Source organism: Brochothrix sp., from assembly GCF_017549435.1.
In the GTDB taxonomy this organism is placed as follows: domain Bacteria; phylum Bacillota; class Bacilli; order Lactobacillales; family Listeriaceae; genus Brochothrix; species Brochothrix thermosphacta.
Genome location: NZ_JAFYUW010000122.1, coordinates 1 through 16,881 on the forward strand (window position 1 = coordinate 1; position 16,881 = coordinate 16,881).

Here is a 16,881-nt window from a genome sequence, read left to right on the forward strand (position 1 = left end):
AAAAAAATCACGGCTATCATTGGACCTAATGGGAGTGGTAAAACAACACTTTTTCGTTTAATTACTGGTTTGTATCGGCCGACTACTGGTGATATTGAGCGAACACTTCCAACGGAAAGGTGTTTTTTCTTACAAGGTAATGAGATGTTGTATCCGATTCTTAGTGGGAAAGATCATTTAGAGTTGATTGCTAAAGCTTATCAACCTAAAAGAAGTATTGATTCAGTAACAAGACTATTACAGATTGATGGTTTTATAAATTTGAAAGTTAAAACCTATTCATTAGGTATGAAGCAACAATTGTTGTTTGCGATGGCATTGTTATCCGAAGCAGAGTTATATGTGTTGGATGAACCGCTAAATGGGCTAGATTTATTAGTGAGTAAGCAAATCAAACAACACATCAAGCGTTTAATAGCTGATGACAAAACAGTTATTTTTTCAACGCATCAATTGCAAGACGTAGATGAATTAGCAGATGTGGTCCACTTTATAAAAAAGGGTGTGCTTGTTGAAGCCGATAATCTTGTTGATCCTTTGACCGACAGTTACCATCTACAGTTAGAGAAGCAACTGACCGATGAAGAAAAACAACGTTTGTTAGCCTGTGAGACGATAAAAAACATAAAGCATATGAGTAACACTGAAATAATAGTGGAAATTGAACAACAGACCATACGTTTACTGATGGCAATATTTAGTCAATGGAACATTAATGTCCTTAAACTCACATTGTTAGCAGCTAAAACGATGTACAACTATGAAGCAATTTATGGTGAGGAGGCAGCTAGTGATTAATTTACTACTTAAGTTTGAACTGAAAAAAGTTTTGAAGCAAAAAGTTGTTTATGTTATTCTCTTTATTCTGATTGCTGCAACCAGTATGTTTTATGCCATTCATAATAATCAATATCATATGCTCGAAAGAGGGTTGGCTGAGGAACAAGTTTTGAACAATACTGAAGTGCAACGAGTAATCGATGAAACAAAACTAGACATAGAAACAGAGAAAGATCGTCAAAATTTAGCAAGCGAAGAAAAATTATTACAATTAGGAGTTGAACGCGTAGCTGCCCTTAATGCTAACGATAGTAAAACAGCTTTACAACTTGAAATGCTGATGGAAGAACATCGTATTGAAGAAATCACTAGTGGTAGACAAGATAGAAGTCCTGATTTTCAAGAATTAGAAACTGATTTAGCCTTAAAAAAAGAGATTGCAAAAAAAGGTTATGAATACAACAGTACGATGTTTAGCGTTTGGGGACCAGATTTCAGTGTCAATATGATGCGTTATATGTTCCCTTATTTCTTGCCTTTTTGTTTTATTCTCGTGATAACGGGTGTGTTAGGCAGCGATATTGAAACAGGGAAATGGCGTTTTTTAACAACCTTACCACTCAAAAAGAGCCGTATTATGGGTGCGAAAAAATTTGTAGCTTATGGAATTGGCTTTGTCTTTATCGCTTTGCTATTCTTATTATCATTCTTTATTGCTGGTACAGTCAATGGCTATAGTTATAGTGACTATCCTGTACTCGTAAAGGATGTAACGGGTTATCACTTTATTACAATAACCAAGCAATTACTGCAAGTTATTCTGCTGGTTAGTGCGGCAATGTATTTTATTGTTAATCTGACCACTGTTTTATTATTGCTGTTTAAAAATACAGTCATCACGATGATTGTTGAGTTAGTGTTATTAATAATAACACAACAATTAACGCAGCGATTTGAAGCAGTAGAAGCAACCTGGTTAGCATTTAATCCGTTTATTTTATTTTATTTTAACATTGTCGATATAACAGAAGGGAACATCGTCGATCATTTTAAATCAGCTTATTTTACAACAGGAACAGGTATATTAGTGTTGCTCGCTTCGAGCATTATTTGTTTGATTATTTCTCGTTTTTTAGTTAATAGTGAGCGTTTGGTACTCAAGGCGTAACCATTAAAAAAGTGTCCTAAGCTTGTGTTTGGATGCTTTTTTTTGCGGAGATAACTATATTGATAACTTTTTAACTAATAAATATAACTAACAGTGTTGACAACCAATATTATACGTTGTATAGTATGTATATATTATATGACGTATAGTATTAGAGGGGGACAAGCTCATGAATTTTCAAATAGGTGCGGCGTTACTCGATTTCTGTGTACTGGGTGTTTTAGCACGCGAAGATGCTTATGGTTACGCCTTAACAGTTGAGGTAAAAAAAGTAATGGATATTAGTGAATCAACCTTATATCCGGTCTTGCGCCGACTTAAGAAAGACGAACATGTTATTACGTATGATGAAGCTTATCAAGGAAGAAACAGACGTTATTACAAAATTACAGAAAAAGGTCTGGCACATAAAGAATTATTAGCCAGTGAGTGGGAAATTTTCCAAGGGAAAATAAAACAAGTTGTTGAAGGAGAGGGCAAACATGAATAAAAATCAATTTATAATGACTTTATCAAAGCATTTAAAACGATTACCAGCTGAAGAAAGAGACGATATACTAACATACTATAGTGAATTTATCGATGAAGGTATGACAATGAAAACTGAAAATGAGGTGATAGCAGAAATTGGAAGTCCAAAACGTATCGCACGGGAAGTTACCGCTGATTTTGCTATTAAAGAACTGAATGATAAAGATACCTCAGTAAAACGTCGCTCAACAACCTTGTGGTGGGTGATGGCAGGAATTCTTTCAAGCCCAGTAACATTACCTCTTATGGTAGTAGTAGTGGCTTTGCTAATGGTAGCAGCAGTTGTAAGTTTAACACTCGTTGTTTGTTACGCAGTTGTTTTTATTGCCTTTACAATCAGCGGTCTTGGTGCAGCTATAGCAGGTATACTTATTATTCCAGAAAATGTTGCATCGAGTTTTTTCTTTGTCGGTATTGGTTTTGTGGCAATGGCAATCGGTGGGTTACTAATGTTACCTTTTAAAACGTTTTGTCAGTTTTTATTCAAAGTTATCTCGGGTACAATTCAAAAGTTGTATCGTAAAATTCAATCAAAACGAGGTGTCAATCGATGAAAAAAATAAGGACCAGTTTATTTTTATTACTATTAGTAGGTTTAATACTTATAACAGTTGGTTATTTTAAAGGACCAGCTTACAGCCTGACATGGAATAATAATCGTTTAGTACCGATAGAATATGTAACGGAAACACAAAAAGTAGCAGCGTTTAAAAACATTGCTATTGATGTGAAAGATGCTGAAGTTGAAATTATTTCTGGTGATGTAGCAGGCGTAACTTTGACACATAATAAAGAGGCTAAAATGGTTGTAACATCGACAGATAATCGTTTGGAAGTTAAAGGAAAAGAAGGTGTCAGTAATGTTCAAATTGGTTTAACGTCGAGTTATCCCAAAGTAACGATTACGGTTCCTAAAAATAGTAAATTGGATCAATTAGTAATTACGAATCGTAGTGGCGATGTTAAAGTTGAACAGCAAGATGCTAAAGAAATCACTTTGGATTTGAAGAGTGGGGATGTTAATTTTTCTGATGTAAATGTAGCAGGTGATTTGAAGATACAACAAAAATATGGGGATTTACAGCTTGACCAAGTGAACAGCAAAATACTGGCAGTTCTTAATAACGCAGGCGATACTAAAATCACTAAAAGTAAGTTTGAAAAATTCGAGTTTGAGGGTGACTACGGTGATATTAATGTGAAAGCAAGTAAGTGGAATCAATCTACGATTAAAAATGCAAGCGGCGATATCTCACTAACTGATAATGATATGTTTGGTGAAAATGTGATTACTAATCGTTATGGTGATATTAAAATCAAGAGCCCATCAACTTTGGCAGTAAAAGTCATCACTAAATATGGCGATAGTTATTTAAATGGGAATGAAATTAACAGTAATTATCACACGCAAACTAAGCAGACAGAAAACAGCTTAAGCATTGAATCAAATTCAGGTGATGTAGCCATCGATGTGAGAGAATCTCGCTAATGAAGGTGACTAAAAATCGAATGTGTATTCTCTGTATTATCATGATTATCATCGCATTATTTATTATCGAACGTTATTAAAAAAAGAACATCGGTTATGTTTACCGATGTTCTTTTTGCTGTTTATTCGGATAACGCTTCCCAATCCACAAATAGTTTTTCTAAGATAGCTTGAGCCTCTAATAACTCTTTATGATAGGTTTGTGTTTGAGCCACGTCACCAAATACTTCTGGCTGTGCAAGTGTATGTTCCAATTTTTCAATTGTTTCTTCTGTTTCTGCAATTTTCAGTTCAAGAGCTTCGATTTCACGTTGCTTTTTTCGGGCTTGTTGAGCAATTGCTTTTTCTTCTGTGTAGCTTAATTTGCGATCATTGGGTGTATCAATTTGTTGTTTTATTTCAGTTTCTGCCGCTAAAATCTCAGCGCGTTCAGTTTGAATGGCAAGTTTTTCAACATAATAATCATAGTCTCCTAAATAGGTAACAGCGCCTTCAGCAGATAATTCAATTACTTTGTTCGCAATACGGTTAATGAAATAACGGTCATGCGAAACGAATAGTAATGTACCTTCATAATCTATTAAAGCATTTTCTAAAACTTCTTTACTATCGATATCTAAATGGTTAGTAGGTTCATCTAAAATCAGAAAATTGGCATGTTGGAGCGTTAATTTAGATAATGCTAGACGAGCTTTTTCGCCACCACTCAACATATTAACAGCCTTTTTCACATCATCGCCTGTAAAGAGGAAAGACCCCAAAATAGTACGTATGATTTTTTCATCCAAGCTTGGATAAGCTGACCAAAGTTCTTCCAATACAGTTTGACGACTATTCATCGTTGCTATTTCTTGATCATAATAGCCAATCTCCGTATTTGCGCCAAAATTGAAACTGCCAGCTAATGCTGGTATTTGTTTGATTAAAGTTTTTAACAATGTTGACTTTCCAACACCATTAGGACCGACAAGAGCAATAGCGTCAGTGCGTTTAACATCAATATTCAAATTAGAGGAAAGAGGCGTACCTTCATAACCAATCGATAAGTCTGTTGTTATAAGGGCATCTTTTCCACTTGGTTTATCAATCGTAAAACCAAAATGTGCTGCTTTTTCATCACCTTGAGGTTTATCTAAACGATCAAGTTTATCGAGTTGTTTACGCCGTGATTGAGCACGTTTAGTTGTGGATGCACGCACTATATTACGTTGAACAAAATCTTCTAGTTTAGCGATTTTATCTTGCTGTTTATCAAATAATTTCCATTCTTTTTCCAAATCAGCTGCATATTGTTCGAGGTAATGCGAATAGTTACCCACATAATGCGTCGATTTTTTACGACTAATACTATAAACTTGGTTGACCACACGATCTAGAAAATAACGGTCATGTGAAACGATAAGTAACGCACCGCGGTAGTTAGAGAGGTAATCCTCTAACCATGTTAATGTCTCGATATCTAAATGGTTAGTCGGTTCATCTAAAATTAAAATGTCATTTTTGGAGAGTAGCAGTCTTGCTAAGGCCAATCGTGTTTTTTGGCCCCCTGAAAGACTATTAATCACTTGATTATAACGCTCTTCATAAAAACGGAAACCGTGTAAGATTGAGCGAATATCAGATTCGTATTGATAACCACCTTGTTCCTTAAAATCATGTTGCAAATTATCATATTGGGAAGATACTTGCTGATAACGTTCACTATCTTCATAAACAGCTGGCGTTGCAAGTTGTTCTTCTAAGGAACGCATTTTGGTTTCCATTTTTTTTAAGGGTTCAAAAACGGTCAGCATCTCATCCCAAATCGTACGATCAGATTCCAAGCCAGTATTTTGAGCTAGATAACCAATGGTAACATCTTTAGGTTTACTAATCTGACCTGTATCGTATGAAATTTGTCCAGCGATTATTTTTAATAAGGTTGATTTACCAGCACCATTTTTACCAACTAAGGCAATTCGATCATTTGTTTGGATTTCCAACTGTATATTTTCGAGCACAGGTTCGGCTCCGAATAGTTTTGTAAGTTGACTAACTTGTAATAATATCATGTAAGCACACATCCTTCTCTCTTATTAGTTTAACTGATTTTCTCGTAAAAGGGAACGTACACAATTAACAACATTATATGACGATGCTATCTAGCCAAATTTAATAAATACCTATACAATGGTATTAACGAATTGAATCGTTCAAACAAAGGAGTGGTACCTTGTTTAACAAATACCCTGATATACCTAAAGCATCTGCAAAGCGTATGGGTTTGTATTATCAGTATGTAAAAACATTGGAAAACAATCAGATAGATCGTGTCTCATCAAAAGAGATAAGTAAAGATCTTCGGATTGAGGCAGCAACTGTGCGCCGTGATCTTTCTTATTTTGGGGCGTTAGGAAAGAAAGGGTACGGCTATAGTGTAGAAAGTTTAATGACATTTTTTGAGGATCTTTTTTCAGATACACATAGTCGTTTGATGGCAGTTGTGGGCATGGATTTATTGGGGAAATCATTGTTACACTATCCTAGTTTTAGTGCAGCCAATATGTCAGTGAGTTGTGCATTTGATTTTACTGATAATGAGGTGGGCACAATTGAAAATGGTGTTCCGATATATAGCATTAGTGATTTCAAAAAAATAATAGAAGAAAAACAGATTGAAACTTTGTTGATTGCCTGTTCTGGTGATGAAGCGACACAGTTGATGGGAAAAATCCCAGGAACATCAATCACAACAATTTTGAATTTTAGTGCAGTGGCAATTCACGCACCAAAAACTGTTTTAGTACGCACGATTGATTTTGCTGAGGAACTGCAAATCCTTTTTTCATTAAATAGTCGTGTGCAAACATTGGCCTCGCAATTAGAAAAAACAGAATAGTTTTCAAAAAAACGTATCGCTGTTTAGCGATACGTTTCAGGTTGTAGAAAAAGTAAAACTAAACTGTTATCTCTTTTATAGTTCACTTAAAATCCTTTTTCAAAAGATTAGTAGACTAAAGACAAATGCTAAGATAGTAGGAAAGACAAGCGAACAACGGTGCGCGTACTGATGGTACGTAATCCTATGTGAGTGAGGAGTAACGACCTAGGTTTGCCGTTTGTATTCAGTAAAAAACGTATCGCTGTTTAGCGATACGTTTTTTTGTTATTTTACAGTGATATATTTATAACTATAAGGTGAACCAAAGTTATGTTTTACTACATTAGCAACACGATCTTTTTGTAACAATGCTGTTTGTTTTTGATAGAGTGGTGTGATGGCATACTCTTTATTTACAAGAATGTTTTCAGCAGCCACTAAGTTTTTCCAGCGTGCTTCATCGTTACCCGCGTTTTTATTATCAGCATCATTTAATAATTGGTCATAGGTTGTATTTTTAAAACCAATGTAATTTTGACTACTTTTAGATTCGAAAATATTAAGATAAGTCGTAGCATCTTTATAATCAGGCATCCAAGCACCATCTGAAATGTCATAATCTCCTTCGAAATAAGCTTGCTGTTTGTTTTTACTTGGTAAAGCTTTAATTTCAACAGTTAAACCTGGTAAGTCTTTTTGAAGTTGATCTGTGATATATTCAGCGATTTTTTTATCTGTGTCGCTATCAGATGTAAGGTATACAAGATTAATTTTGTCTTTACCTAAAGATTTTTGAGCTACTTTCCATGCTGTTTGAGCTTCTTTTAAGTCTTGTTTTTGTAATGTACCAGCATCCGTTCTAAAATCAGCATTTGTCTCTGGGTTATTAATGAAATTTTTAGGAATAAAACCGTCAGCTACAAAAGAACCATCATCGAGAATTTTGTTAACAAGTGTTTCTTTGTTAATTGCTAAGCTGACAGCTTTTCGTAAGTCTTTATTTTTTAAAGGTGACTCTTTAGTTTCATTTAAACGCAAATAAGCAACAAGGGCATCTTTTTCATTTTGGAAATCTTTAGAGCCACGATATTGTTTAGCAAATTCACCATCTAATACGACACGATCAACATCGCCACTTTGATAAAGATTAACGGCGGTACCTGTATTTTTCACAACGGATACTTTAATGTCATCAACTTTGACATTTTTAGCATCCCAGTAGTTTTTGTTTTTAACATAAGTCCAACCATCGCCACTAGCACTCCAACCTTTGAGTGTGAAAGGGCCATTGTATAAAGTTGTGGCACTTGATGTTCCATATTTATCCCCTTGTTTTTCTAGGTAGCTTTGTTTAATTGGGAAAAAAGTTTGGAAACTTAAAAGTGACGGGAAGTAACTGATGGGTTTAATCAATTCGATTTGTAACTCATAGTCATTGACAGCCTTAACGCCAAGTTCACTGCTTTTTAATTTTCCTTCATTTACTTCTTTTGCATTTTTAATGCTATTTACAAATAAAATTGAATAAGAAGGTGCAGTTTTAGGTGAGACAGCACGTTGCCATGCATAAACAAAGTCTTTTGCTGTGACTGCTGAACCATCAGACCATTTAGCGTCATCTCGTAATTGAATGGTATATGTTTTCTTATCAGCACTAATTTTAGGCAATGACTTAGCAACTGCAGGGATAACATTATCTTGTTTATCGAGAGAATACAATCCTTCTAAAACTTGATTTTGTGCTGTGAAACTTGCGAAATCCTCTTCATTAGTTGTATTAAGGGTTAATAAATCTTCAGTTTCAACAAAATGAACTGATTTATTAGTGGTATTATTTGATTTTTTTTCAGGGGCTGCATTGTTTGAACCACAAGCAGCAAGGACCAAGGTTAATATACTGATGATAGCTATCAAAAATATGCTTTTTTTAGACATGTAATTCGCTCCTTTACTCTATGATAATAGTATTATACATAGCAGATAAGGATTGTACAAGAAATAAATCCGAGTTTTTACATCAGAATTAAAAATCTTTTATAAAGAAGTTATCAAACGCTATTATTAAAAGGTTTCACCGCAATGTTTTAGGCAAAATAAAAACGAAATTCTTATCTTAAAGTAGCGATAGGAATTTCGTTTCTGTTATTTAATAGAGTGTTCTAAATTGAATTGTTCAAATGAACTTTCAGAATAAGCGTGTAATAATTTTTCAGCATAACGTTTTTTAGGGTATAAGAATCGGTCATAGGCTTCTAATAAACTTTGATGATAAATAGAAGGTAACCCTGCGTTCTCTAAATAAACGAAAAGAGCATCAAAGATTGCTTTAATTTTATGTTCAACAGCCACTGTGAGATCTAACTCCGAAGCTTCAAACGATAACTGTGAAGCTATTAGTTGTTCTTCATCAGTATAACTATCGTTGATTAACCCGCTACACCACTTAATATAAAGGTGCATAACATATAAATCGGCAGGATTAATACCATCTGGATAAAACGGATTTAAATCAGGTAATCGTAATTCAATTCGATTGATTTCAGCTTTAAGTGAATTAAACTCATCCATATTAGTGCCTTTTGCACGAACCAACTCATAAAGTTCACGAGAGCCTTCAATGACGCCTGAATCAATCACCTTTTTGAGAGAACAGAGATAAGAGGCTGTATCGCTATAATCTAATAGTATTGGCTGCGTATTATGATAACCTTCTTTTCCTAAGCGAGCAGAACGATAGGTCGTACCGTTAATTGTTTTAGGGCTTGCTGCTAGTGTAAACGTTAAGAAGTAACGATATTTTAAAGCTTGTGCCATTAATCGAATATAAAAATCATTACGTTGTTCCAGTGATAGTAGTTCATTCAATTGATCCTCGTCAAACGAAAAGTTGAAATGAATACCGGAGTACAATTGCTTATAACTACCGTACTTAGCAGCAAGATACATACGATACTCTGTTTTTTCATAGATAACGTCACCAGGAACACCAAACTGCGCCAGTGGAATTTTATCTTCGGGCGGTAAATGACAAGGAGGAACGCTTTGCATCCACAAATACTCATCTTCCAGTCCTTTTTTCACCTTAGCGTTGATGCGGCTGATTTCAGGTAAAAGTGCTTCAACTGAAGAGACAGCAGGTGAGACAATTTCAATCTGACTTTCAGAAAAGTCGGTTGTTATTTCTGGGTTGCAACACTTATCGCCTAGTGTTTTGGGATGCGGAGTCATTGCAAGACGTCCTGAAGCTGTCACTCGCAAGTTTTCTCGTTCCAAACCAAATTTTCCATCAGCAATATTTTGCAATTGTTTGAGTACGACGTGTTGAAACATAGTTGTTAACCTCTCAATCTATTGTTTTAGATACATCACTAGCGTTGCAAGGATGTTAATTATAATGATATGCAGGGGGTAATAAATGTAAAAAAACCATTTCCAACTGCGACCACGTTGCCCATTGTACATGTAAATAAAAGGTAACGCCGCGATAGCATAAAGCTGAATAACACTAAGATGGTCTGTGTATTGGCTTAAAAAAGCAATTGCTAAACTATAGATGGAAAATAACAGCCAGCGATTTTTCAATAGGTAAGAACCAATAATCAGTAAAATACCATACAAACCATAATCGAATGGAAAAATCCAAGCACTCAGTAAAATGAGTCCGACTAAGAAGTAGTTTTTAAACTCAATGCCATATAACGCGAGCATCCCAAGCGCCAAAGTTAAAAAGATATTAAACATTGGTTCTTGCATAAAGAAAAGAGGGATTTGCATGATAACACCTGATAAGGCGATTGTTAGAAAATATTTTTTACGATTGTGGGTATGACGATACCCTTCCGTTAATAAGAAAGCGAAAATTGGAAACGCTAATCGGCCGACAATGCGCCAACCGGAATCCAAGTAAAAGAAAACACCGATATGATCAATCGTCATTGATAATAACGCAATCAACTTTAATGTGAAGCCATCGAGTTTTTTAAACACAGAATGTTCCTCATTTCATATTAAATAGAAACAATTAATCAATCACTGTTACAGTATCTTTAAGTTCGTAAGGGTCTTTATCGTTTATATGATCATAAAACATAATGCCGTTAATATGATCAATTTCATGTTGAACACACATGGCAGGGTAACCCTTAAATCTTAATTTCACAGGTTTAGAATTGATATCAAACGCTGACACAGTGACACGCATATGACGCACAACATATCCTGGGACATCACGGTCCACTGAAAGACAACCTTCTCCACCAGCTAAACATGCATCTTCAACAGAATGACTAACAATTTTTGGATTGTATAGAACGTGGCTAATCAGACGTTCACGGTCATCCAGCAAATGTAGCGCAATAATACGTTTCTCTACTGCGATTTGTGGAGCAGCAATACCAATCCCAGCACGCAATTCATATTTTTCTGCAATTTCTTCATCTTGACTATTTTTTAAAAACGTCAACATGTCATTTCCAATCTTAATGTCTTCCGCAGACAATGGTAAATTTACATCTTTTGCTTTTACTCTTAATGAGGGATGTCCCTCACGAACGATATCTTTCATTGTAATCATAATCCGTTACACCTCTTAAAATTTTTAGTTTGTTTTAAAATATGAAGAATTTAGTGTATGTGCTACGCTAAAAATATGTCCTATATCACTAATATATTATCAGAAAATAACACAAAAGAACATTTAATTGTTTAGGTGCATAATATAGTTAATTTTTGAGTGCATAATAATAGTTAAAATATAATCAATAAATGGTTAAAAATTTAATCAAAATCAAGCTATTAGCAACAAGTCATATCTAAAAATACATATAATTAAAAACAATCGCTTTTGTGTACTAGTATACGACGTTTCTGTCATATAACAGATGAGAACTGTTTTTTTTAGGTATTTCAGCGTGAAAACGCTTAAGCGTAGGCGCTTCATAGGTTTTTGTGTTTTAATAGGTATCAATATTTGACCAAATAGGGTGTGTTTGTTATAGTAGTCATGGAAGCTGTATAATATCATATACGATTTATTTTGCATTAAATCTTGACCTAGTATACAATCAAAGATGTGCTTTATACAGTATCAACTGATTTGGTAACAATTACCTAAAAAAGGAGTGGAGTAACATGGCAATTAAGCAAAAAAAAGTTATTGTCGATGTAAAGAAACAATTTGCAGCAATCGCTAAACAATTTGAACCAGTTCAAGTGTTAAATGAAAACGGTGAAGTTGTAAACCCAGAATACATGCCTGATTTATCTGACGAAAAAATGGTGGAATTAATGGAACGTATGGTTTGGACACGTGTGTTAGACCAACGCTCTACATCATTAAATAAACAAGGACGTCTTGGTTTTTACGCGCCAACAGCAGGCCAAGAAGCTTCACAATTAGCGACTCATTTCGCTTTAGAACAAGAAGATTTCATCTTACCTGGTTATCGTGATGTTCCTCAATTAATCTGGCACGGATTACCGTTAGCGAAAGCTTTCTTATTCTCACGTGGTCATTTTGCGGGAAATCAATACCCTAAAGATTTAAATCTTGTATCACCACAAATTATCATTGGTGCTCAGTATGTACAAACTGCTGGTGTTGCTCTTGGTATTCAAAAACGCGGTGAAAAAAGTGTTGCTATCACTTATACAGGTGATGGTGGTTCTTCACAAGGTGATTTCTATGAAGGAATCAACTTTGCAAGTGCATTTAAATCACCTGCAATCTTCGTTATCCAAAACAACGGCTTCGCTATCTCAGTTCCTCGTGAATTGCAAACTGCTGCACCAACATTAGCTCAAAAAGCTGTTGCTGCTGGAGTACCTGGTGTTGTTGTTGATGGTATGGATCCATTAGCTGTTTATGCAGTTACTCGTGAAGCGCGTGAACGTGCTATCAATGGTGAAGGCCCAACTGTTATCGAAACATTAACTTACCGTTTTGGTCCACATACATTAGCTGGTGATGATCCAACTCGTTACCGTACTAAAGAAATGGATGAAGAATGGTTATTGAAAGATCCAATCGTTCGTTTCCGTAAATTCTTAGAGTCTAAAAACTTATGGACAGTAGAGCAAGAAGAAGCTGTTATCGAACGCGCTAAAGAAGAAATCAAAGAAGCAATCAAAGAAGCAGATGCGATTCCAAAACAAAAAGTTACAGACTTATTAAATAACATGTTTGAAACGCCTACTTCTAATATCGCAGAGCAAATTGCAATCTACACTGAAAAGGAGTCGAAATAACATGGCACAAATGACGATGATTCAAGCGATCACTGATGCGCTTGCAACAGAATTACGTAACGATGAAAACGTACTTGTTTTTGGTGAAGATGTTGGTAACAACGGCGGTGTTTTCCGTGCAACTGAAAACTTACAAAAAGAATTTGGCGTTGACCGCGTCTTCGATACACCCCTTGCAGAATCTGCAATTGGTGGTTTAGCAAACGGTTTAGCATACAAAGGTTTCCGTCCAGTAGCTGAAATTCAATTCTTCGGTTTTGTATTCGAAGTATTTGACCAAGTAGCTGGCCAAGTAGCCCGTACTCGTTACCGTTCAGGTAACACTCGTAACATGCCAGTTGTTTTCCGCGCGCCTTTCGGTGGTGGTGTACATACTCCTGAAATGCATGCTGATAGTTTAGAAGGATTAATGGCTCAAACTCCTGGTCTTAAAGTTGTTATTCCATCAACTCCTTACGAAGCAAAAGGTTTATTAATCTCTGCTATTCGTGATAACGATCCAGTTGTATTTTTAGAGCACATGAAACTTTACCGTTCATTCCGTGAAGATGTTCCAGAAGGTTCTTACACTGTTCCTCTTGGTAAAGCAAACATCCGTCGTGAAGGTACTGACATTACTCTTATCGCTTATGGCGCAATGGTTCAAGAATCATTAAAAGCTGCTGAAGACCTTGAAAAAGAAGGTATTTCTGCAGAAGTTATCGATTTACGTACTGTTAGCCCAATCGATACTGAAACACTTGTTACTTCTATTGAAAAAACTAACCACGTGGTTGTTATTCAAGAAGCTCAAAAACAAGCAGGTGTTGCAGCACATGTTGTTGCTGAAATTAACGATCGTGCAATCCTTAGCTTGGAAGCGCCAGTTGGCCGTGTAACAGCTGCTGATTCAGTGTTCCCATTTGCTCAAGCTGAAACTGCTTGGTTACCAAACAAAACAGATATTTACAACAAAGCTAAAGAAGTTCTTTCTTTCTAATTTAGAAACGTTGTAACTTGAAAGATATAAACAGTATAAGCAATCGCATGTTTTCTGTGTGATTGCTTAAACTAATAGAAATGTTAGGGGATGGATAAAAGTGTCATTTAAATTCAAATTACCAGATATCGGTGAAGGTATTCACGAAGGCGAAATCGTAAAATGGTTTGTAAAACCAGGCGATAAAATCGAAGAAGATGAGCCATTGTTAGAAGTTCAAAATGATAAAAGTGTTGAAGAAATTCCAAGTCCTGTAACAGGTACTGTATTAGAAGTTCATGTAACTGAAGGTACTGTTTCTGTTGTTGGTGATTTATTAATCACTATCGATGCACCAGGTCATGACAATGATCAAGAAGAAGCTGCTCCAGCTGAAACACAAGAGCAAACTCCTGAATCTCCAGCTGCTCCAGTAAACGCTCCTGACCCAGCTGCTCAACAAGCACCTGCATCAACTCCTGCACCTGTTGCGACAGAAGCTGTAGAACGCGAAAATGATCGTGTTATTGCTATGCCATCTGTACGTAAATTTGCACGTGATAACGGTGTGAGCATCTCTAGCGTTGCCGGTTCTGGTAAAGCAGGTCGTGTTCTTAAAGAAAACGTTGAAGCATTCTTGAATGGTGATTCTGCTGCAGTAGCATCATCAACTGAAGAAGCTGCTCCAGCTGCAACTGCAACTGAAAAAGCTGCTCCAGCACCAATCGCTCCAGGTGAACGTGAAACTCGTGAAAAAATGTCAGGTATTCGTAAAGCAATTGCTAAAGCAATGGTTAACTCGAAACACACTGCACCTCACGTAACTTTAATGGATGAAATCGATGTATCTGCACTTGTTGCTCATCGTAAACGTTTCAAAGAAGTTGCTGCTGCACAAGACATTAAATTAACTTACTTGCCATATGTTGTTAAAGCATTAACAAGTGCACTTAAAAAATACCCAGTATTGAACGCATCTATCGATGATTCATCTGATGAAATTATCTACAAACATTACTATAACATTGGTATCGCTGCTGATACTGATCGTGGTTTATTAGTACCTGTTGTTAAAGATGCAAACACTAAATCTGTTTTTGCTATCTCTGCTGAAATCAATGAATTAGCTGTTAAAGCACGTGATGGTAAATTAGGCGCTTCAGAAATGAGCGGTGGATCTACAACTATCTCTAACATTGGTTCTGCTGGTGGACAATGGTTTACTCCAGTTATCAACCATCCAGAAGTTGCTATTTTAGGAATTGGCCGTATTGCTGATAAAGCAATCGTAGTTAATGGTGAAGTTGCAGTTGCTCCAGTAATTGCCTTATCATTAAGCTTCGATCACCGTATCATCGATGGCGCAACAGCTCAAAATGCAATGAATCATATCAAACGATTACTGGCTGACCCAGAATTGTTATTAATGGAGGGATAAATTATGGTAGTAGGCGATTTTCCAATTGATGCAGAAACAATCGTTATTGGTGGGGGACCTGGTGGATATGTAGCTGCCATTCGTGCCGCACAACTTGGTCAACAAGTAACTTTAATTGAAAAAGAAAACCTTGGTGGAACATGCTTAAACGTTGGTTGTATTCCTTCAAAAGCATTGATCACTATTGGTCACCGTTATCAAGAAGCTCAACATTCAGATATCATGGGTGTTTTAGCTGAAGATATCAAATTAGACTTTACGAAAGCTCAAGAATGGAAAGGCGGCGTTGTTAATAAATTAACTTCAGGCGTTGCTGGACTTCTTAAGAAAAATAAAGTAACTGTTGTTGCAGGTGAAGCTTATGTTGGTGAAGACAGCTCAATTCGTGTAATGCACGAAAATGGCGCTGAAACATACACATACAAAAACTTGATTATCGCAACAGGTTCTACACCGATTGAAATCAAAGGTTTCAAATATTCAAAACGTGTACTTAACTCAACTACAGCTTTAGCTTTACCAGAAGTACCGAAAAAATTAGTCATCATTGGTGGCGGATATATCGGAACTGAACTAGGTTCTGCTTTTGCAAACTTAGGTACTGAAGTTGTTATCTTAGAAGGTGGCGATGAAATTTTACCGCAATACCCTAAAGATATGGTACAACCTGTTAAGCGTAAAATGAAAGACAAAGGCGCAACTATCGTAACTAAAGCTTTAGCACAAGGTGTTGAAGAGTCAGATACAGGCGTTGTCGTTTCTTATAAAGCAAATGATAAAGAAGAAACAGTTGAAGCTGATTATGTAATGGTAACGGTTGGTCGTTTCCCTAACACAGCTGAAATTGGCTTAGAACAAGCAGGTGTTAAATTAACAGATCGTGGTTTAGTTGAAGTTGACAAACAAGGTCGCACAAGTGTTTCTAACATTTTTGCAATCGGCGATATCGTTGCTGGCGCTCCACTTGCTCATAAAGCATCATACGAAGGTAAAGTTGCAGCAGAAGTAATTGCTGGTGAACCTTCAGAAGTTGATTATATCGTTATGCCTGCAATCGTGTTCTCTGATCCAGAAATCGCTCAAGTTGGATTATCTGAAAAAGAAGCAAAAGATGCTGGTTATGATGTTAAAGCTTCAAAATTCCCATTAGGCGGTAACGGCCGTGCGTTATCTTTAAACGCGCCTGAAGGCTTTGTACGCTTAATCACTCGCAAATCTGACAACCTTGTAATTGGTGGTCAAGTTGTAGGTGTTAATGCAAGTGATGTTGTTTCTGAAATTGGTTTAGCTATCGAAGCAGGTATGAACGCTGAAGATATCGCTTTAACAATTCATGCACATCCTTCATTAAGTGAAACAGTAATGGAAGCTGCTGAGCTTGCGCTTGGTATGCCAATCCACATGTAATAAA

The 16,881-nt window shown here is 36.1% G+C and carries 15 protein-coding genes; 10 read left to right on the forward strand and 5 right to left on the reverse strand.

Annotated features, from left to right (window positions below):
• The 5 genes from IKV95_RS08345 to IKV95_RS08365 all read left to right on the forward strand — a co-directional run.
• Positions 1-798: ABC transporter ATP-binding protein (locus IKV95_RS08345; RefSeq protein ID WP_287451652.1), on the forward strand; the 798-nt coding region annotated here is incomplete at its 5' end.
• On the forward strand, positions 791-1,948 hold the full coding sequence (locus tag IKV95_RS08350) for a hypothetical protein (protein WP_287451654.1): 1,158 nt from the start codon (positions 791-793) through the stop codon (positions 1,946-1,948). The genes IKV95_RS08345 and IKV95_RS08350, both read left to right, overlap by 8 nt.
• Positions 1,949-2,117: 169 nt before the next feature.
• The gene (locus IKV95_RS08355; protein ID WP_029092380.1) at positions 2,118-2,438 is read left to right on the forward strand and encodes a PadR family transcriptional regulator; all 321 of its coding nucleotides are present in this window, start codon (positions 2,118-2,120) and stop codon (positions 2,436-2,438) included.
• Positions 2,431-3,033 carry a DUF1700 domain-containing protein gene (locus tag IKV95_RS08360; protein ID WP_029092379.1) on the forward strand — a complete coding sequence of 201 codons (603 nt, stop codon included), beginning with the start codon at positions 2,431-2,433 and terminating at the stop codon, positions 3,031-3,033. Before IKV95_RS08355 ends, IKV95_RS08360 begins: the two co-directional genes overlap by 8 nt.
• Positions 3,030-3,968: a DUF4097 family beta strand repeat-containing protein gene (locus IKV95_RS08365; protein ID WP_287451655.1), complete on the forward strand. Its 939-nt coding sequence runs from the start codon at positions 3,030-3,032 to the stop codon at positions 3,966-3,968. Before IKV95_RS08360 ends, IKV95_RS08365 begins: the two co-directional genes overlap by 4 nt.
• A gap of 122 nt (positions 3,969-4,090) precedes the next feature.
• On the opposite strand, the gene IKV95_RS08370 is transcribed toward IKV95_RS08365, so the two are convergent.
• Positions 4,091-6,019: an ABC-F family ATP-binding cassette domain-containing protein gene (locus IKV95_RS08370; RefSeq protein ID WP_069126010.1), complete on the reverse strand. Its 1,929-nt coding sequence runs from the start codon at positions 6,017-6,019 to the stop codon at positions 4,091-4,093.
• 161 nt (positions 6,020-6,180) lie between these two features.
• Between IKV95_RS08370 and IKV95_RS08375 the strand changes: the two genes are divergently transcribed.
• Positions 6,181-6,846, forward strand: coding sequence for a redox-sensing transcriptional repressor Rex (locus tag IKV95_RS08375; protein WP_051457328.1), 666 nt, complete (start codon positions 6,181-6,183; stop codon positions 6,844-6,846).
• Between the two features lie 267 nt (positions 6,847-7,113).
• On the opposite strand, the gene IKV95_RS08380 is transcribed toward IKV95_RS08375, so the two are convergent.
• The 4 genes from IKV95_RS08380 to def form a co-directional block, all read right to left on the reverse strand.
• The gene (locus IKV95_RS08380; protein WP_278403298.1) at positions 7,114-8,763 is read right to left on the reverse strand and encodes a peptide ABC transporter substrate-binding protein; all 1,650 of its coding nucleotides are present in this window, start codon (positions 8,761-8,763) and stop codon (positions 7,114-7,116) included.
• A gap of 207 nt (positions 8,764-8,970) precedes the next feature.
• Entirely contained in the window at positions 8,971-10,158 is a 1,188-nt protein-coding gene (locus IKV95_RS08385; RefSeq protein WP_069118566.1) for a hypothetical protein, read from the reverse strand.
• Positions 10,159-10,176: 18 nt separating this feature from the next.
• Positions 10,177-10,815, reverse strand: a complete 639-nt coding sequence (locus IKV95_RS08390) for a TraX family protein (protein ID WP_029092375.1) — start codon at positions 10,813-10,815, stop codon at positions 10,177-10,179.
• Between the two features lie 34 nt (positions 10,816-10,849).
• Positions 10,850-11,401 carry a peptide deformylase gene (gene def, locus IKV95_RS08395; protein WP_029092374.1) on the reverse strand — a complete coding sequence of 184 codons (552 nt, stop codon included), beginning with the start codon at positions 11,399-11,401 and terminating at the stop codon, positions 10,850-10,852.
• Between the two features lie 557 nt (positions 11,402-11,958).
• On the opposite strand from def, the gene pdhA reads away from it, so the two are divergent.
• From pdhA to lpdA, 4 genes are all read left to right on the forward strand, one after another.
• Positions 11,959-13,074, forward strand: coding sequence for a pyruvate dehydrogenase (acetyl-transferring) E1 component subunit alpha (pdhA, locus tag IKV95_RS08400; protein WP_069126005.1), 1,116 nt, complete (start codon positions 11,959-11,961; stop codon positions 13,072-13,074).
• 1 nt (position 13,075) lies between these two features.
• A complete protein-coding gene (locus IKV95_RS08405; RefSeq protein ID WP_029092372.1) occupies positions 13,076-14,053 on the forward strand; it encodes an alpha-ketoacid dehydrogenase subunit beta in 978 nt (325 codons plus the stop codon).
• A gap of 100 nt (positions 14,054-14,153) precedes the next feature.
• Positions 14,154-15,470, forward strand: a complete 1,317-nt coding sequence (locus tag IKV95_RS08410) for a dihydrolipoamide acetyltransferase family protein (protein WP_069126003.1) — start codon at positions 14,154-14,156, stop codon at positions 15,468-15,470.
• 3 nt (positions 15,471-15,473) lie between these two features.
• Positions 15,474-16,877, forward strand: coding sequence for a dihydrolipoyl dehydrogenase (gene lpdA / locus IKV95_RS08415; protein WP_029092370.1), 1,404 nt, complete (start codon positions 15,474-15,476; stop codon positions 16,875-16,877).
• The last annotated feature ends 4 nt before the right edge of the window (positions 16,878-16,881 follow it).